The organism is Amycolatopsis sp. FBCC-B4732, assembly GCF_023008405.1.
GTDB classification, from domain to species: Bacteria; Actinomycetota; Actinomycetes; order Mycobacteriales; family Pseudonocardiaceae; genus Amycolatopsis; species Amycolatopsis pretoriensis_A.
Window position 1 is genome coordinate 3,891,474 of the sequence record NZ_CP095376.1, and the last position, 16,251, is coordinate 3,907,724.

The 16,251-nt window shown below is 72.2% G+C and carries 17 protein-coding genes; 1 reads left to right on the top strand and 16 read right to left on the bottom strand.

Annotated elements, in window-relative coordinates:
• Positions 1 to 51: 51 nt before the first annotated feature.
• The 3 genes from pdxS to MUY14_RS16735 form a co-directional block, all read right to left on the bottom strand.
• The gene (pdxS, locus tag MUY14_RS16725; protein WP_281506306.1) at positions 52 to 960 is read right to left on the bottom strand and encodes a pyridoxal 5'-phosphate synthase lyase subunit PdxS; all 909 of its coding nucleotides are present in this window, start codon (positions 958 to 960) and stop codon (positions 52 to 54) included.
• 90 nt (positions 961 to 1,050) lie between these two features.
• Complete coding sequence (locus tag MUY14_RS16730) at positions 1,051 to 2,034, bottom strand: DUF5937 family protein (RefSeq protein ID WP_247023929.1); 984 nt, start codon at positions 2,032 to 2,034, stop codon at positions 1,051 to 1,053.
• Positions 2,035 to 2,065: 31 nt separating this feature from the next.
• The gene (locus MUY14_RS16735; protein WP_247023930.1) at positions 2,066 to 3,508 is read right to left on the bottom strand and encodes an FAD-binding oxidoreductase; all 1,443 of its coding nucleotides are present in this window, start codon (positions 3,506 to 3,508) and stop codon (positions 2,066 to 2,068) included.
• Positions 3,509 to 3,638: 130 nt separating this feature from the next.
• Between MUY14_RS16735 and MUY14_RS16740 the strand changes: the two genes are divergently transcribed.
• Positions 3,639 to 5,747, top strand: coding sequence for an elongation factor G-like protein EF-G2 (locus tag MUY14_RS16740; protein WP_247023931.1), 2,109 nt, complete (start codon positions 3,639 to 3,641; stop codon positions 5,745 to 5,747).
• Positions 5,748 to 5,819: 72 nt separating this feature from the next.
• Here MUY14_RS16740 and MUY14_RS16745 read toward each other — a convergent pair whose 3' ends face one another.
• The 13 genes from MUY14_RS16745 to MUY14_RS16805 form a co-directional block, all read right to left on the bottom strand.
• Complete coding sequence (locus tag MUY14_RS16745; protein WP_247023932.1) at positions 5,820 to 6,323, bottom strand: XdhC family protein; 504 nt, start codon at positions 6,321 to 6,323, stop codon at positions 5,820 to 5,822.
• 12 nt (positions 6,324 to 6,335) lie between these two features.
• Positions 6,336 to 6,605 carry a hypothetical protein gene (locus MUY14_RS16750; RefSeq protein WP_247023933.1) on the bottom strand — a complete coding sequence of 90 codons (270 nt, stop codon included), beginning with the start codon at positions 6,603 to 6,605 and terminating at the stop codon, positions 6,336 to 6,338.
• A 32-nt stretch (positions 6,606 to 6,637) separates the two neighbouring features.
• The gene (locus tag MUY14_RS16755) at positions 6,638 to 6,895 is read right to left on the bottom strand and encodes a hypothetical protein (RefSeq protein ID WP_247023934.1); all 258 of its coding nucleotides are present in this window, start codon (positions 6,893 to 6,895) and stop codon (positions 6,638 to 6,640) included.
• A complete protein-coding gene (locus tag MUY14_RS16760; protein ID WP_247023935.1) occupies positions 6,892 to 7,152 on the bottom strand; it encodes a hypothetical protein in 261 nt (86 codons plus the stop codon). The genes MUY14_RS16755 and MUY14_RS16760 overlap by 4 nt, the downstream gene beginning before the upstream one ends.
• Before the next feature lie 10 nt (positions 7,153 to 7,162).
• Positions 7,163 to 7,645: an NUDIX hydrolase gene (locus MUY14_RS16765; protein ID WP_247023936.1), complete on the bottom strand. Its 483-nt coding sequence runs from the start codon at positions 7,643 to 7,645 to the stop codon at positions 7,163 to 7,165.
• Positions 7,642 to 8,787 (bottom strand): glycosyltransferase family 4 protein, encoded by a 1,146-nt coding sequence (locus MUY14_RS16770; RefSeq protein WP_247025157.1) that lies wholly within the window; start codon positions 8,785 to 8,787, stop codon positions 7,642 to 7,644. Before MUY14_RS16770 ends, MUY14_RS16765 begins: the two co-directional genes overlap by 4 nt.
• 17 nt (positions 8,788 to 8,804) lie before the next feature.
• Positions 8,805 to 9,722 carry a phosphatidylinositol mannoside acyltransferase gene (locus tag MUY14_RS16775; RefSeq protein WP_247023937.1) on the bottom strand — a complete coding sequence of 306 codons (918 nt, stop codon included), beginning with the start codon at positions 9,720 to 9,722 and terminating at the stop codon, positions 8,805 to 8,807.
• Entirely contained in the window at positions 9,719 to 10,345 is a 627-nt protein-coding gene (gene pgsA, locus MUY14_RS16780) for a phosphatidylinositol phosphate synthase (RefSeq protein WP_247023938.1), read from the bottom strand. Before pgsA ends, MUY14_RS16775 begins: the two co-directional genes overlap by 4 nt.
• An 89-nt stretch (positions 10,346 to 10,434) precedes the next feature.
• Entirely contained in the window at positions 10,435 to 10,956 is a 522-nt protein-coding gene (locus MUY14_RS16785) for a MarR family winged helix-turn-helix transcriptional regulator (protein ID WP_247023939.1), read from the bottom strand.
• 74 nt (positions 10,957 to 11,030) lie between these two features.
• Positions 11,031 to 11,573 carry an HIT domain-containing protein gene (locus tag MUY14_RS16790; protein ID WP_247023940.1) on the bottom strand — a complete coding sequence of 181 codons (543 nt, stop codon included), beginning with the start codon at positions 11,571 to 11,573 and terminating at the stop codon, positions 11,031 to 11,033.
• On the bottom strand, positions 11,570 to 13,597 hold the full coding sequence (gene thrS / locus MUY14_RS16795; RefSeq protein ID WP_247023941.1) for a threonine--tRNA ligase: 2,028 nt from the start codon (positions 13,595 to 13,597) through the stop codon (positions 11,570 to 11,572). Before thrS ends, MUY14_RS16790 begins: the two co-directional genes overlap by 4 nt.
• Before the next feature lie 132 nt (positions 13,598 to 13,729).
• A complete protein-coding gene (locus MUY14_RS16800; RefSeq protein ID WP_247023942.1) occupies positions 13,730 to 14,344 on the bottom strand; it encodes a malonic semialdehyde reductase in 615 nt (204 codons plus the stop codon).
• A gap of 210 nt (positions 14,345 to 14,554) precedes the next feature.
• On the bottom strand, positions 14,555 to 16,072 hold the full coding sequence (locus MUY14_RS16805) for a sugar transferase (RefSeq protein ID WP_247023943.1): 1,518 nt from the start codon (positions 16,070 to 16,072) through the stop codon (positions 14,555 to 14,557).
• Positions 16,073 to 16,251: the final 179 nt, after the last annotated feature.

Below are 16,251 nucleotides of genomic sequence, written 5' to 3' on the forward strand. Positions count from 1 at the left end.
CCGCAGCCGACCGGCCGCGGGGCTTCTCCGACGTCAGCCGACAGCCTCAGCTCACCAGCCGCGCTCAGCCAAGCGGTGCGGCTCCGCCAGTTCCTCCACGTTGATCCCCACCATCGCCTCGCCCAGTCCGCGCGAAACCTTCGCCAGCACGTCCGGGTCGTCGTAGAACGTCGTCGCCTTCACGATCGCCTCCGCGCGCTGGGCCGGGTTGCCGGACTTGAAGATCCCCGAGCCGACGAACACGCCCTCCGCGCCCAGCTGCATCATCATCGCCGCGTCGGCCGGGGTCGCGATCCCGCCCGCCGTGAACAGCACCACCGGGAGCTTGCCCGCCTGCGCCACCTCCCGGACCAGCTCGAACGGGGCCTGCAGCTCCTTGGCCGCGACGAACAGCTCGTCCTCCGGCAGCGACTGGAGACGACGGAGCTCGCCGCGGATCTTGCGCATGTGGGTGGTCGCGTTGGAGACGTCGCCGGTGCCCGCCTCGCCCTTGGAGCGGATCATCGCCGCGCCCTCGGTGATGCGGCGCAGGGCCTCGCCGAGGTTGGTCGCGCCGCAGACGAAGGGGACCGTGAAGGCCCACTTGTCGATGTGGTTCGCGTAGTCGGCCGGGGTGAGGACCTCGGACTCGTCGATGTAGTCGACGCCCAGGGACTGCAGGACCTGCGCCTCGACGAAGTGGCCGATGCGGGCCTTCGCCATGACCGGGATCGAGACGGCCTCGATGATGCCGTCGATCAGGTCGGGGTCGCTCATCCGGGCGACGCCGCCCTGGGCGCGGATGTCGGCGGGCACGCGCTCGAGGGCCATCACCGCGACCGCGCCGGCGTCTTCGGCGATCTTGGCCTGGTCGGCGGTGACCACGTCCATGATCACGCCGCCCTTGAGCATCTCGGCCATGCCGCGCTTCACCTTGGCGGTGCCGGTGACGGACTGGACGGTGGTCTGCTGCTCGGACACGACTGCGCCTTTCCACAAGAAGAACAGAGGGTGACGAATCCGAGGGTAGGTCGGCGGTGGACCCTTCAGGCAGGCCAGTGCGCGGCTATCTCAGCAGTCCACTTCCGGCACGCCGCCGACCAGGACTTCCGCCGCCCGGGTGCGTGCGTAGAGCACGTGACGTCCGGCACGGTGCCCGCTGACCAGGCCCGCGGCCTTCAACGCGCCCAGGTGCTGCGACACCGCGCCGGCGGTCAGCCCGGTCCGGCGGGCCAGTTCCGCGGTGGACGCCGGCGCGGCGAGCTCGGCCAGCAGCATCGCCCGGCCGCGGCCCACTACCCGGGCCAGCGCCGCGGGCGCGGCGGCCGTGCCGGTCTCCCACAGCGTCGCGATCCCCCGCGGCGGGTAGCGCAGCACCGGCTGCCAGCGCGGGTCGGTCTTGGAGAACACCCTCGGCCAGACGAACGCCGACGGCACGAGCACCAGACCGCGCCCGTCCAGCGGCACCGCGGCGTGCAGGTGCCGGTGCGCGACCGTGAGCGTGCCGCCCTCCCAGCGGACCAGCGGGGTGAGGTCGTTGAACAGCTCGGCGGCCCCGCCCTGGGCGAGCAGTCGCGACCGGTGCAGCACGTCGGCCTCGAGCAGCGCCCGGATCCGCGGCCAGTCGGGCGCCAGCACGAGGTCCCAGTACCGCTCCATCACCGTCGCGAGCCGCTCGAGGCCGGCTTCGGGGTCGCGGTGGAAGCGGTTCAGCGCCGTCGACCGCGGCCCGGCCATCGCGTCCAGCTCGCGCCGGACGAGGCGGGCGGGGACGTCGCGCAGGTCGGCGAGCTCGTCGGCCAGCTCCGGCAGGGGCGTCGCCGGCGTGCCGGCCAGGAAGCCGGGCAGGTGCCGCAGCGGGACGAGGTCGCGCAGCAGCCCGATGTCCAGCTCGGCTTCGTCGAGCGCCGCGGTGGCGCGCTTGACCCACGGCAGGTGCAGCGCGTGCGCGCCCGGCTGGTTGAGGACGCGGACGCTCGCGACGATCTCCCACGCCGGGGAGAACGCGAACCGGGTGTGCGCCAGGTCCTCTGTGGAGAATGCCAGATCGAGCACGCGCTGCCTCTCTGCGTGAATTCCGCGAAGTCTAAGTCGCTCCGATGTGGACGGTCGAGCGGGGTTCCGAAAGTCCTTGCGGGAAAGCGAAAATTCCTCGCGGGTCGTACTTCCGGGCGACGGCGCGCAGCCGGGGCAGGTTCACCCCGTAGTACGCCTCGGCCCAGTCAGGCATCTCCGGGTCGAGGTAGTTGACGTACCCGGTGGTGCCGAACTCCGGCCCGAGCCCGTCGCGCACCGCGGCGAGCGCCCGCCTCGCCCCCGCTTCACCGCCGTCCGCGGGCGCCGCGCCGTGCAGGAACTGGAAGCTGGCCAGTGCGCAGCGGTGCGGGAACGCCGTCTCGCGCGCGCCGACGCGGGCGATCGCGCCCCCGGCGGAGTCGATGAGCGTGCCCACCTTCGGGTCGGCGACCAGCAGCTCGACGACCGCGGCCGGATCGGGGGCTGGCCGCAGCAGCATCCGCGACGTCCCGACGTACGCCGCCCGCGCCGCGGCCGCCCCCGGCCGGGCTTCCGGCTCGTCGAACGACCGCATCGCGCTCACGTGGTCGAGCACGCGCGCGCCCCGCTCGGCGGGTGGCGTGCCGACGCGGCGGACCAGGTCGTCGAGCAGCTCCTTCAGCCGGGCTTCGGTGCCGAGGAACGTGCCGCTGGCGTTCGCGGTGACCGCGTCGATGTTGACCCCGCACCACAGCGCGTCCGGCTGCGCGGGCAGCCAGTCCTGCCACGCGGCGAACAGCGCGGTCTGCGTGCCGTCCGGGAAGGTGAGCTTGAAGGTGGCGACGTCGGCGATCGGGACGGTCCGGAAGGTGAACCCGGTGACGATCCCGAAGTTGCCGCCGCCCCCGCCGCGCAGCGCCCAGAACAGATCCGGCTCCGCCGAGCGCGACACCGTGCGCGCCCGGCCGTCGGCGGTGACGATCCGCGCGGCCTCCAGGTGGTCGCACGTCAGCCCGTACGCGCGGTCGAGCAGGCCGACGCCGCCGCCGAGGGCGAGCCCGGCGATGCCCACCGTGTCGCAGCTGCCCGCCGGGAGCACCCGCCCGGCCGCGGCGAGCGTCGTGGCGATCGGGCCCAGCCGGGCGCCGGCGCCGATCACCGCGCGGCCGTCCGGGCGCACCTCGACGCCCGAAAACCGGCTCAGGTCCACGACGATCCCGCCGTCCACTGTGGAATAGCCGGGGTAGCTGTGCCCGCCGCCGCGGGCCGCGACCGGCAGCCCGTGCCGCGCCGCGAAACCGAGGGCCGCCTGGACGTCTTCGACGCGCGCGGCCCCCACCACCGCGGCGGGCATCCGGTCGTCGTACATCGTGAAGAAACCCAGCTTGGCCTCGGTGTACCCCGGGTCGGCCGGCCGGAACAACGGCCCCGAGAGCCGCTTCCGCAGCCGCTCCCAGTCGTCCGGCGGCGGCCATCCGGCCAGTCCCGCCACCGGCACCGCTCCGGAAACCCGCAAGAAAGTCCGCCTGTCCACGTCACTCCCCCTGCCCCGTGTCCCCCCGGGCATTCGGCTGGTCCCAGGAGCCCTGCCTTGCCGTGACCAGGGTAGCGGGTGTGTGATCGAGGACACATCCCGTACACCAGCCGTTCGCCGAGGAGTCGTCATGGCAGACAGACAAGCCAAGAACGCCGACACCGGGGCCGCCGTCGCTGTGGACGACCCCGCGAAGGTCCGCAACGTCGTGCTCGTCGGCCCGTCCGGCTCGGGGAAGACGACCCTCACCGAGGCCCTGCTCGCCGCCTCCGGCACGGTGCCGCGCGCGGGTTCGGTCGTCGACGGGACCACGGTGTGCGACCACGACCCCGCGGCGGTCCGCCAGCAGCGCTCGGTCGGCCTCTCGGTGGCCCCGGTGCTGCACCAGGGCCACAAGATCAACCTGATCGACACGCCGGGGTACGCGGACTTCGTCGGGGAGCTGCGGGCCGGGCTGCGCGCGGCCGACGCGGCGCTGTTCGTCGTCTGCGCCGCCGAAGGGGTGGACGCGGCGACGGTCGCGGTGTGGGAGGAGTGCGCCGCGGTCGGGATGCCGCGCGCGGTCGTCGTCTCCCGGCTCGACCACCACCGGGCCGACGCGATGGCCGAGATCGCCGCCTGCCGGGCCGCGTTCGGCGACGGCGTGCTGCCGCTCTACTTGCCCGCGGGCAACGGCCTGGTCGGGCTGATCACCCAGCGGTACTTCGACTACTCCGGCGGGCCGCCGCCGAAGCCGGGCGAGCCCGACCCGGCCGAGCTCGAGCGGATGGCCGAGGCCCGCAACGAGCTCATCGAAGGGATCATCGCCGAGAGCGAGGACGAGTCCTTGATGGACCGCTACCTCGCCGGGGAGGAGATCTCCGAGGACGTCCTGATCTCCGACCTCGAAACCGCCGTCGCGCGCGGCTCCTTCCACCCCGTCATCCCGGTCTGCTCGACCAGCGGGATCGGCCTGACCGAGGTGCTCGACGGGATCGTCCGCGCGTTCCCCTCGCCGCTGGAGCACAAGCCGCCCGACGTCACCACGCCGGACGGCGGGACGCACGCCGCCCTCTCCGCCGACCCCGCGGGCCCCCTCGCCGCGGAGGTCGTCCGGACGGCGGTCGACTCCTACGTCGGCCGGGTGTCGCTGGTCCGGGTGTTCTCCGGGACGCTGCGCCCCGAGCGCCCGGTGCACGTGTCCGGGCACGGTCTCGCCGAACGCGGCCACGAGGACCACGACGCCGACGAGCGCGTCGCGCACCTCTACTCCCCGCTCGGCGCGAACCTGCGGGAAGTGCCCTTCTGCGTCGCGGGCGACCTGTGCGCGCTGACGAAGGTCGGCTCGGCCGAGACCGGAGACACCGTCTCCTCCCCGGACGACCCGCTGCTGATGGAGCCGTGGGCGATGCCGGAGCCGCTGCTGCCGGTGGCGGTGGTCGCGAAGACCCGCAGCGACGAGGACACCCTCGCCCGCAACCTCTCCCGGCTGGTCGCCGGCGACCCGACGCTGCGGCTGGACCGCAACGCCGAAACCGCCCAGCTGGTGCTGTGGTGCATGGGCGAGGCCCACGCCGACGTCGTGCTCTCCCGGCTGCGCGCGGGCGGCGCGGACGTCGACACCGAACCGGTGAGGGTCAGCCTGCGCGCGACGTTCGCCAAGCCGGCCAAGGGACACGGGCGGCACGTCAAGCAGTCCGGCGGGCACGGCCAGTTCGCCGTCTGCGACATCGAGGTCGAGCCGCTCCCCCGCGGCGGCGGGTTCCAGTTCGTCGACAAGGTCGTGGGCGGTTCGGTGCCCCACCAGTTCATCCCGAGCGTGGAGAAGGGCGTGCGGGCCCAGCTGCAGCGCGGGCTGGCCGACGGGCACCCGGTGGTCGACGTCAAGGTGACGCTGGTCGACGGCAAGGCGCACAGCGTCGACTCCTCGGACGCGGCGTTCCAGACGGCCGGCGCGCTGGCCCTGCGGGAGGCGGCGGCGAACGGGCACATCACCATGCTCGAGCCGCTGGAGGAGGTGGCGATCCGGCTCCCGGACGAGCACCTCGGCACGGTGCTGGGCGACCTGTCGTCCCGGCGCGGCCGGGTGCTGGGCACCGAAGCCGGCGACGGCGGCCGGACGGTGATCCGGGCCGAAGTCCCGGCGACGGAACTGCTGCGGTACCTGATCGACCTGCGCTCGATGACGTCGGGCACGGCGTCGTTCACCCGCCGCCACGCCCGCTTCGAACCGATGCCGGAAGGGATGGCGGTCCACTGAACGCCGCGCCCCGGGTCGTGAGTGTTCAGGGCGGCTCTAACCGCCCTGAACACTCACGATGGCCGGGGCACCTCAGAAGTCGAAGCCGCCCGGGCGGTTGTTGCGGTCGGCCAGCAGGCCGGCGAGCGTGGCGATCGCGATCTCCGGCGGCGTGCGCGAGCCGATGTTCAGCCCGACCGGCCGGTGCACGCGGGCGATGTCGGCCTCGGGTACGCCCAGGCCCTGCAGCGCCGCCACGTGCGGGCCCGGGTGCCGCGGGTTGCCGAGCACGCCGATCCAGCGCGGCTCCCCCGCCAACGCGGCCTGCAGCACCTCGCCGAGCTCGGGCCGGTGGTAGTCGGTGACCACGACGTCCGCGGTGCCGTCCAGCGGCGGCAACGTCGTCTCCGCCTCGACGCCCTCGGGCCCGTCGGTCGCCCGCGCGGGGTCGGGTTCGTACAGCGCGACGTGGTAACCGAGCTCGCGCGCGAACATCAGCAGGTGCCGCGAAACCGGCGACGCGAACACCGCCACCAGGGTCCGCACGGCGGGGTCGGCGGGCGCCGCGCCGTGCGCGACGTCGCAGGTCTCACTCATGCGCCCAGTCTGTCAGCCGCCGGCCTGCTCGCCCACCGTCACGCGGAACTGCCACACGTCGGTCTTGCCCTTGACCAGCACCAGGTACCCGTCGGTCACGCGCAGCACGACCCGCTTCTGCGGTGACGACGGCCGCGGCGGCCGGTGCTGCTCGGCCAGCAGGCGCGCCTCCCCGAACGCGACGTCGCGGTCCGCGTACCCCGCCGCGTCGGCGACGCCCCAGCCCCGGCCGTCGCCCGCGCCGCCCTGCTCTTCGATGACCACCCACCACGTCGAACCCATGCCGGTCCGACGCAGCCGCGCGCGGCCCGGTTTCAGATCTCTTCGAGCACGCTCAGCCGGAAGTGGAACGTCGAGGTCCGGCCGTCGACGATCACCAGGTACCCGCCGGCGCCGCGCAGCACCTTCCGCGACTTCGGCGACCACGGGTAGACCGGCTGGTACTCCCGCGCGAGCCGCTCCGCGTCGGCTTCGGCGCTCGCCTGGTCGGCGTAGGAGAAGGTCTCGGACAACGACCAGCTCCGGCCGTCACCGGCACCGCGCTGCTCCTCGACGACCACCCACCAGCTCACGCCGGTGCCGCCACGGTCTCGCCGAGCGTGACGCGGAAGTGGAACGTCGCCGTGCGGCCGGTAGCGATCACCAGGTAGCCGTCGCCCACGCGCAGCACCTTGCGTTCCTTCACCGACGCCGGGTGGACGGGTTGGTGTTCGAACGCGAGCCGCCGCGCGACCTCGTCGGCGTGCTCCCGGTCCCCGCCCGCTGGCTTCGTCTTGGTGACGTTCCAGTGGCGCCCGTCCCCGCCGCCGCGCTGTTCTTCGACGACCACCCACCACACGTCAGACCTCCGGCTCGGCGAACTCGAAGTACTCCGGCAGCGGCGCCGTGCCCGCCAGCTTGAAGTACCGGACCTTGCGCCGCCGCCGCAGACGCAGGGTGTCGCGGACGGCGTCGTTGTGGACGCGGCGGGCGATCACCACCCGATGCTCGGCGTCGGTGAGCTCCTCGGCCAGCTCGGCGGGCAGGCCCGCCCGGTCGACGCGGCTCAGCTGCAGCGTCAGCTCGTTCTCCTCGGCCTCGCGCTCGGCCCGCGGCGCCGTCTCGGCCCGCTCGGCCAGGGTGCGCAGGCCGGTGTCGTGCAGCAGCACCGCGACCGCGCGCGCCACCACCGCCCGCCGCGCCAGCGCCGCGTCGAGAGCGGCCCAGCCCGCGTCGGTCCGGACGTGCAGCCGGTCGAGCCGGTTCGCCGTCGCCACCAGGAACAGCCCGCCCGCCACGACGACCAGGGCCAGCAGCGGGAGCAGCCACTCGAACACCGTCACCGGGCGAACTCCCGCTCCGGCGCCGCGACCCGCCGGGGGTCGGCGGCGATCGCCGTCTCGTAGACGCGCAGCACCTGGGTGGCCACGACCGACCAGTCGAACACCGTCACGTGCTCCCCCGCCGCCGCGGCCAGCGACGCCCGGCGCGCCGGGTCGCCGAGCAGCTCGCGCAGCCCGTCCGCGAGCGCCTCGGGGTCACCGGTCGCCGTGAGCATCCCGGCGTGGCCGTCGTCGAGCACCCGCCGGAACGAGTCCAGGTCGCTGGCCAGCACCGCCGTGCCCGCCGCCATCGCCTCGGTCAGGATCATCCCGAAGCTCTCGCCGCCGGTGTTGGGCGCGCAGTAGACGTCGACGCTGCGCAGGGCCTGCGCCTTGACGAAGTCGTCGGCCTGGCCGAGCAGTTCGAGGTGCGGCGCCAGCTCCGGACCGGCGTCGCGGCGGAGCTGGTCCTCGTCCCCGCGGCCGACGACGACCAGCCGCAGGTCTTCGAACTCCGGGAGGATCCGCCGCAGCGCCTCCAGCAGCACGCCCATCCCCTTGCGCGGCTCGCCGAAGCGGCCGACGAACCCGACCGTCCCACCGGCCCGCGGGTAGCCCGGCAACGGCGTCGCGGAGGAGAAGAACTCGACGTCGACGCCGTTCGGGATCTCGACGGCGTCGCCGCCCGCGTGCTCGACCTGGACCCGGCGGGCGAGCGCGGACACCGCGATCCGCGCGGTGATCTTCTCCAGCAGCGGCCGCAGCACCGGCTGGAAGGCCGACAGCGTGCGCGAGCGCGTGGTCGCGGTGTGGAACGTCGCCACGATCGGGCCGTCGGCGATGAGCAGCGCGAGCAGCGAAAGGCTGGGCGCGGCCGGCTCGTGCAGGTGCAGGACGTCGAAGTCGCCCTCGCGGATCCAGCGCCGCACGCGGGCGTAGGAAACCGGGCCGAACTGCAGCCGCGCGACCGAGCCGTTGTACCGGATGCCGAGCGCCTTGCCCGCCGGGTGCACGAACTCCGGCAGGTCGGCGTCGTCGTCGGCGGGCGCGAGCACGGAGACCTGGTGCCCGCGGGAGAGCAGCGCCTTCGTCAGGTCGATCACGTGGCCCTGGACCCCGCCGGGCACGTCGAACGAGTAGGGGCAGACGATCCCGACCCGCATCGGGCGCGCGGCCACGCTCAGCTCGCTTCTTCGAGGGGGGTCTGCTCGCCGGCCTCGAGGTCGGCGGGCCAGAACTTCTGCAGCATGTGCCAGTCGGCCGGGTGCGCGGCGATGTCGCCGGCGAAGATGTCGGCCAGCGCCTGCGTGGCGGCCGGGACCTCGGCACGCGCGGTGACGCGGATGCGCGGGTGCAGCCGGATCTGCCAGCCGTCCTCGGTGAACCAGCAGCCGGCCGGGATCAGCGCCGCGCCGGTGGTGGCGGCCAGCCGCGCCGGGCCGCCCGGGAAGCGGGCCTGCTCGCCGAAGAACTTCACCGGGATGCCGCTGGTGGTCAGGTCGCGGTCGCCGACCAGGCAGACCGCCTTGTTCTCGCGCAGCCGCTTCAGCAGCACGCGCATCGCGGAGCTGTCGCCGGTCAGCGGCACGATCTCGAAGCCGAGCGACTCCCGGTACTCGACGAACCGCCGGTAGAGCGACTCGGGCTTGAGGCGTTCGGCGACGGTGGTGAACCCGCCGAGGTAGCCGGCCAGCCAGACGCCGGCGATGTCCCAGTTGCCGCTGTGCGGCAGCGCCATCACCGCGCCGTTGCCCTCGGCGAGCGCCGCGTCGAGGTTCTCGACGCCGGTGATGGAGGCCGCGACCTTGTCGCTGACCTCCTTCTGGTCCATCGACGGCAGCCGGAACGTCTCGTGCCAGTAGCGGGCGTACGAGCGCATCGCGCGCCGGGTCAGCTCGTCCATCTCGACCGGGTCGGCCTGCGGGACGACGCGGGCGAGGTTGGCGCGCAGCTGCCGCACACCGCCGCCGTCTCGCTTGACGGCGAGGTCGGCGCCGAGTGAGAAGACCGTGCCGCCGAACCCGGCGGGCAGCCAGCCGGCCAGCCGCCAGCCCGCCGCGTAGCCGAAAGCGCTCAGCCGCTCGGTCAGGTCGCTCATGCCGGCTGCTCCCCGGCGGCGGCCTCGCGTGCCGCTTTGGCCACGGCGGCGAAGCGCTGCAGCAAGGTGATGACCGACAGCACGGCCAGCAGCCAGAGCGAGACGTCCACGGTGTACGGGACGCCCAAGCCGTGCAAACCGGTGCCGACCAGTGCGATGATCAGCCGCTCGGCGCGCTCGACGAGCCCGCCGTCGACCGGCAGGCCGGACGCGTCGGCGCGGGCCTTGACGTAGGAGATGACCTGGGCGAGCACCAGGCACAGCAGCGCCGCGGCGGCGGCCGGGTGATTGTCGTCGACGACGAAGCACCACCAGGCGATGGCGGCGAACAGCGCGCCGTCGACCAGCCGGTCGCAGGTGGCGTCGAGCACCGCGCCGAACGGGGTGCCGTAGCCGCGGGCGCGGGCCATCGCGCCGTCCAGCAGGTCGAGCATGGCGAAGCCCCACACCGTGAAGGTGCCCCAGAGCAGGTAGCCGTTCGGGAAGAAGGCCAGGGCGCAGACGACGGCGCCGGCGGTGCCGAGCACGGTCATCACGTTCGGGGTCAGCCCGACGCGGACCAGCGCCTGGCCGATCGGATCGGTGACGCGGGAAACGGAGGCACGCGCGAAGATATTGAGCATCGTTTCGTCAGAGGCACCTGGCTACGAGGGTCGGGTGGGCGAATGCAGCCTATCCACCCGGCACGACGGCACCGACGCGCCGCCCCGCGTCAGCCCGATTTCGAGAGCTCGCCCTCGCGCTCCCGCTCCTCTTCCGCGGCCTGCGCGGCGGCGCACTTCGGCGAGAGGCGCTGCCGGATCGCGGCACTGATCTCCCCGAGCGCGGCGACCTGCTCCGGCGTCAGCGGGTCGAAGAGGCTCTCACGGACGGCCTCGACGTGGCCGGGCGCGGCCGCTTCGAGCGCGGCGAAGCCCTCCTTCGTGAGGACGGCCCAGGCCCCGCGCTTGTCGGTCGGGCAGGCCTCCCGGCGCACCCAGCCGTTGGCTTCCAGCCGGGCGACGGCGTGCGAGAGCCGGCTGCGCGACGCCTGGCGGGCGTCGGCGAGCTCGCTCATCCGCAGCCGGCGGCCTTCGGCCTCGGAAAGCGCCACGAGGACTTCGTAGTAGGTGTGCGGCATGCCCGAGTCGTGCTGCAGCTGGCCTTCGAGGTGCGCGCTGAGCATGCGGGTGGCCGCGTTGAACTCACGCCAGACGCGCTGCTCGTCGTCGCTGAGCCATCGGGTTTCGGACATACGTCCATCATACCCTCGGTTGAACACTCAATCACGGTTTGCCGGTTACGGCGTTCGAGCGTTTTCCGAACGGTTCACCACGCGTCGGCGAGCAGGTCCCGCGTTTCGCCCAGCAATTGCGGAAGCACCTTCGTCTGCCCGATCACCGGCATGAAGTTCGCGTCCCCGCCCCACCGCGGCACCAGGTGCTGGTGCAGGTGCGCGGCGATCCCCGCGCCCCCGACCACGCCCTGGTTCAGGCCGATGTTGAAGCCGTGCGCGCCGGAGACCGCGCGGATCACCTTCATCGCGTGCTGCGTGTACTCGGCGACCTCCAGCGTCTCTTCCACCGTCAGCTCGGTGTAGTCCGCGACGTGCCGGTACGGCACCACCATCAGGTGCCCGGGGTTGTACGGATACAGGTTCAGCACCGCGAACACGACGGTGCCGCGGGCGACGATCAACCCCGTTTTGTCGTCCAGGGAAGGGATGCGGCAGAACGGGCAGCCGGTGTCTTCGTCGCCGTCCGGCTTGTCCTGGCCCTTGATGTAGGCCATCCGGTGCGGGGTCCAGAGGCGCTGGAACGCGTCCTGGACCCCGACGCCCTGCTGCTCGACGAGTTCGGGCGGCTCACTCACCGAACGACCGTCTCCAGCGCCTCGGCCGACGGCGACGCGTTTTCGCGGCGCCCGACCCACTCCGCGATCGCCTCGACGGCCTTCTCCACCGGCACGCCGTTGATCTGGCCGCCGTCGCGGAAGCGGAACGACACCGCGCCCGCCTCGACGTCCTTCGCGCCGGCCAGCAGCATGAACGGCACCTTCTGCGTGGTGTGCGTGCGGATCTTCTTCTGCATGCGGTCGTCGCTCGCGTCGACCTCGGCGCGGATGCCCTTGGCGCGCAACGCCTTCTCGATGCCCTGCAGGTGCTCGACCTGGTCGGCGGTGATCGGGATGCCGACCACCTGCACCGGCGCGAGCCACGCCGGGAACGCGCCCGCGTAGTGCTCGGTCAGCACGCCGAAGAAGCGCTCGATCGAACCGAAGAGCGCGCGGTGGATCATCACCGGCGTCTGGCGCGAGCCGTCCGGCGCGGTGTACTCGAGCTCGAACCGCTTGTTCTGGTTGAAGTCCAGCTGGATGGTCGACATCTGCCAGGTGCGGCCGATGGCGTCCTTCGCCTGCACGGAGATCTTGGGGCCGTAGAAGGCCGCGCCGCCCGGGTCCGGGACCAGCTCGAGACCGGAGTCGACGGCGGCCTGCCGCAGCGTCTCGGTGGCCTCCTCCCACTCCCAGTCCTCGCCGATGAACTTGTCGGAGTCGCCGCGGGTGGACAGCTCGAGGTAGAAGTCGGAGAGGCCGTAGTCGGCCAGCAGGTCGAGGACGAACTTCAACAGCGACCGGAGCTCGCCCGGCATCTGCTCCTTGGTGCAGTAGATGTGCGAGTCGTCCATCGTCAGCCCGCGCACGCGGGTGAGGCCGTGCACGACGCCCGACTTCTCGTAGCGGTAGACGGTGCCGAACTCGAACAGCCGCAGCGGCAGCTCGCGGTAGGACCGCCCGCGCGAGCGGAAGATCAGGTTGTGCATCGGGCAGTTCATGGCCTTGAGGTAGTAGTTCTCCTCGTCGAACTGCACCGGCGGGAACATCGTGTCCGCGTAGTACGGCAGGTGGCCGGAGGTGTGGAACAGCTCGCCCTTGCTGATGTGCGGGGTGTTCACGAACTCGTAGCCGGCCTCTTCGTGGCGGCGGCGGGAGTAGTTCTCCAGCTCGCGGCGGATGATGCCGCCCTTGGGGTGGAACACCGGCAGGCCGGAGCCGATCTCCTCGGGGAAGGAGAACAGGTCCAGTTCGGCACCGAGCTTGCGGTGGTCGCGGCGCTCGGCCTCGGCGATGCGCTCCAGGTAGGCGTCCTGCGCTTCGGCCGACTCCCACGCGGTGCCGTAGATCCGCTGCAGCTGCGGGTTCTTCTCGCTCCCCCGCCAGTACGCGGCGGCGACGCGGGTCAGCTTGAACGCCGGGATGAACTTCGTGGTCGGCACGTGCGGACCACGGCAGAGGTCACTCCAGACACGTTCCTTGGTGCGCGGGTCGAGATTGTCGTAGATGGTGAGTTCGCCCTCGCCCACCTCCATCACTTCGGAGGTGTCCACTTCGGACTTGAGGTCGACCAGTTCGAGCTTGAACGGCTCGTCGGCGAGCTCTTTCTTGGCCTCGTCGACGGAGTCGAAAACGCGCCGGGAGAACTGCTGGGCGCCCTTCACGATCTGCTTCATGCGCTTTTCGAGCGCCTGCAGGTCCTCCGGGGTGAACGGAGTGTCGACCGCGAAGTCGTAGTAGAAGCCGTCTTTCACCGGCGGGCCGATGCCGAGCTTGGCGTCCGGGAACTGCTGCTGGACGGCCTGGGCGAGCACGTGGGCCGCCGAATGGCGGATGACGCTGCGCCCGTCCTCGGTGTTCGCGGCGACCGGCTCGACCTCGGCGTCGGCTTCGGGGGCCCAGGCGAGGTCGCGCAGCTTCCCTTCGGCGTCGCGCACGACGACGATCGTGTCCTCGCCCTTGGTCGGCAGGCCGGCTTCGCGGACCGCCGCGCCCGCCGTAGTGCCCGCCGGTACCGCCACACGGGAGGCGGCCACGGGGGAAACGGGGGGCGACTGGGACACGATCGGCTCCTCAAGCTGGAGTGACAAAGACGACCCCGTCGATGCTAGTCGGCGGCTCGCGCGCGCCTCACCCGCGTCCGGGAACGCGGAACGGGCCGCCCCGGGTGCCCGGAGCGGCCCCTCCCGAGAGCGTCAGAGGGTCTCGACGACCTGGTCGAAGTCGAGGCGCGGCAGGCGGTCGAACCACGGGTTCTCGCCCGGCTTGCCGACGTTCACCACGACCAGCGAGCGCCACTTCTTGCCCGCGAAGAACTCGTCGTCGACGCCCTGGGCGTCGAAGCCGGTCATCGGGCCGGCGGCCAGGCCGGCGGCGCGGACGCCGATGATGAAGTAGCCGACCTGCAGCAGCGAGTTGAGCTTGGCGAACTCGAGGCGGCCCTGCTCGTCGGAGAAGTTGTCCTTGACCCCCGGGTTGTGCGGGAAGACCTGCGGGATGTTTTCGTGGAAGTCGACGTCCGCGGCGAGCACGACGGTCAGCGGCGCGGCTTCGGTCTTGTCCCGGTTGCCCGGGGCCAGGTGCGGGAGCAGGCGGGCCTTCGCCTCGGCGGTACGCAGCACCAGCGCGCGCAGCGGCTGGGTGTTCATCGACGTCGGGGCCCACTTGACGAGGTCGTAGATCGCGCGGACCTGCTCCTCGGTCACCGGCTCGGAGCTGAAACTGTTGGCCGTGCGGGCCTCGCGGAAGAGGAGGTTCTGGACGTCCGCGGGGACCTGGAGGCCTTCGGTCTGCTCGGCAAAGGTGGTCATGGGGCTGGGTTCCTTCCGTTGGTCGGTACCCGGTGCAACTAGGTTGAGCATTGAACTATTTCGCGTTCAACCAGTTGCGTGGATCACAGCGGGGAGCGAGCAGCGGGTCACCCGATCGGGTCGCGGGCGCTTCGGCCCCGGAACGAGCACGGCCGCCGACCCCCTCCAGCGGGGTCGGCGGCCGTGGTGCGAAGCGCGCGGTCGGTCGGCTCAGTAGGCGCCCTGGCCGCCCATCACCGCGCGGAAGGTCTTCCAGAGGATCACCAGGTCCAGCGCCAGGGACCAGTCCTCGACGTAGCGCAGGTCGAGCCGGATGCTCTCGGCCCACGTGAGGTCGCTGCGGCCGCTCACCTGCCACAGGCCGGTCAGGCCGGGCTTCACCAGCAGGCGGCGTCGGGCGTCGGGCGCGTACTGCGCCGTTTCCTCCGGCAGCGGCGGGCGCGGACCGACGAGCGACATCTTCCCGGCCACGACGTTGAACAGCTGGGGCACCTCGTCGAGCGAATACCGGCGCAGGAAACCACCCACGCGGGTGATCCGCGGATCGCGCTTCATCTTGAACAGCGGCCCCGCGCCTTCGTTGTCCGCGGCCAGCGTCTGCTTGATCTGGTCGGCGTTGGTGACCATCGTGCGGAACTTGAGCATGGTGAAGACGGCGCCGTCGCGGCCGACGCGGCGCTGGCGGTAGATCACCGGGCCGCGGTCGTTCAGCTTGATCGCGAGCGCGATCACCAGCAGCAGGGGCGAGAGCACGGTCAGCAGCAGCGCCGAGCCGCAGCGGTCGACGATCTCCTTCACCACCCGGCGCCCGCCGGTGAACATCGGCGCCGTGACGCGCAGCAGGGGCATCCCGAGCACGCCGGTGACGTTGAGCCGCGGGCCGGCGACCTCCATCAGCACCGGCGCGACGACCATCTCCGCACCGGTCCCCTCCATGTCCCAGGCCAGTCGCTGCAGGCGCTTCGGCGTCCAGTACTGGTCCGCGGTGATGGCCACGACCCGGTAGCCGCCGCGGCGCACGTGGCGGGACAGCTCCTCGAGCCGTCCCACGACCGGGACGCCGTCGATCTCGCCGCTGTCGCGCTCTTCGCCGTGGCCGCTGAAGGTGCAGACGGCCTCGACGCGCCAGCCGACGTGCACTTCCGAGCGGGTGCGGGCGATCAGGTCGGCGACGGTCTCCGGGCTGCCCGCGGCCATCACCGGCAGCAGGCAGAGCCCCTTGGCGCGCTTGCGGTGCAGGACCTGGCGCAGCAGGTACCGCTGCGGGAACGCGACGAGCGCGATGGCCGGCACGACGACGAACACCCAGACCTGGACCTCGAGCGCGCCGAACAGCAGGCCGCCCAGCGCGACCAGGACGGCGGCGGTGATGAAGCCCCGGCCCAGCGTCCGGTACTCCTCCGCGCCTTCGCCGAGCACGCGCGGGCTCCAGGCCCGGCTGACCGGCAGCGAGACGAAGATCGCCAGCATCGTGCCGAAGGCGTGCATGTCGTGCGGGGCAACGCGATCGATGACGAACGCGCTGATCGCGATCACCAGCAGCGTGATGAACACGTCGCTGCCGATGACCCAGGCTCTGTATCTCGCTTCCCAGGCCGCCGGCAACGCCTTGGGGGACGGTGTCGCCGTGGGGCGCTCGTCCTTCTTGGCGGGACGCGGGATGGCCTGGAGGTCGATGTGCGGCGGTGGCTGGCTCACCGTGTACGAAGGCCGCACCGACTCTTCCATCTGACCTCCCGTGAACAGGGTCCGGTTGATCTCACAGGCACGCTGCGTCACCGACGGTGATTTCGGAGAGTCATCGAGACTCAGCTGTCGCGCAGTGCCCGGAGAGGCTTCACACGGCAAGGTATCGGCGACTCTCTCAGCATCGTTACAAGGATTTCCAGCCACATGCTGCGCGTCTT

Excerpts from the sequence above, each read along its gene's own strand:
- MUY14_RS16805 (WP_247023943.1), bottom strand. The coding sequence starts at position 16,072 with ATGGAAGAGTCGGTGCGGCCTTCGTACACGGTGAGCCAGCCACCGCCG.
- pgsA (WP_247023938.1), bottom strand. The coding sequence starts at position 10,345 with ATGCTCAATATCTTCGCGCGTGCCTCCGTTTCCCGCGTCACCGATCCG.
- MUY14_RS16745 (WP_247023932.1), bottom strand. The coding sequence starts at position 6,323 with ATGAGTGAGACCTGCGACGTCGCGCACGGCGCGGCGCCCGCCGACCCC.
- MUY14_RS16775 (WP_247023937.1), bottom strand. The coding sequence starts at position 9,722 with ATGAGCGACCTGACCGAGCGGCTGAGCGCTTTCGGCTACGCGGCGGGC.
- MUY14_RS16740 (WP_247023931.1), top strand. The coding sequence starts at position 3,639 with ATGGCAGACAGACAAGCCAAGAACGCCGACACCGGGGCCGCCGTCGCT.
- MUY14_RS16750 (WP_247023933.1), bottom strand. The coding sequence starts at position 6,605 with ATGGGTTCGACGTGGTGGGTGGTCATCGAAGAGCAGGGCGGCGCGGGC.
- MUY14_RS16785 (WP_247023939.1), bottom strand. The coding sequence starts at position 10,956 with ATGTCCGAAACCCGATGGCTCAGCGACGACGAGCAGCGCGTCTGGCGT.
- MUY14_RS16770 (WP_247025157.1), bottom strand. The coding sequence starts at position 8,787 with ATGCGGGTCGGGATCGTCTGCCCCTACTCGTTCGACGTGCCCGGCGGG.
- MUY14_RS16800 (WP_247023942.1), bottom strand. The coding sequence starts at position 14,344 with ATGACCACCTTTGCCGAGCAGACCGAAGGCCTCCAGGTCCCCGCGGAC.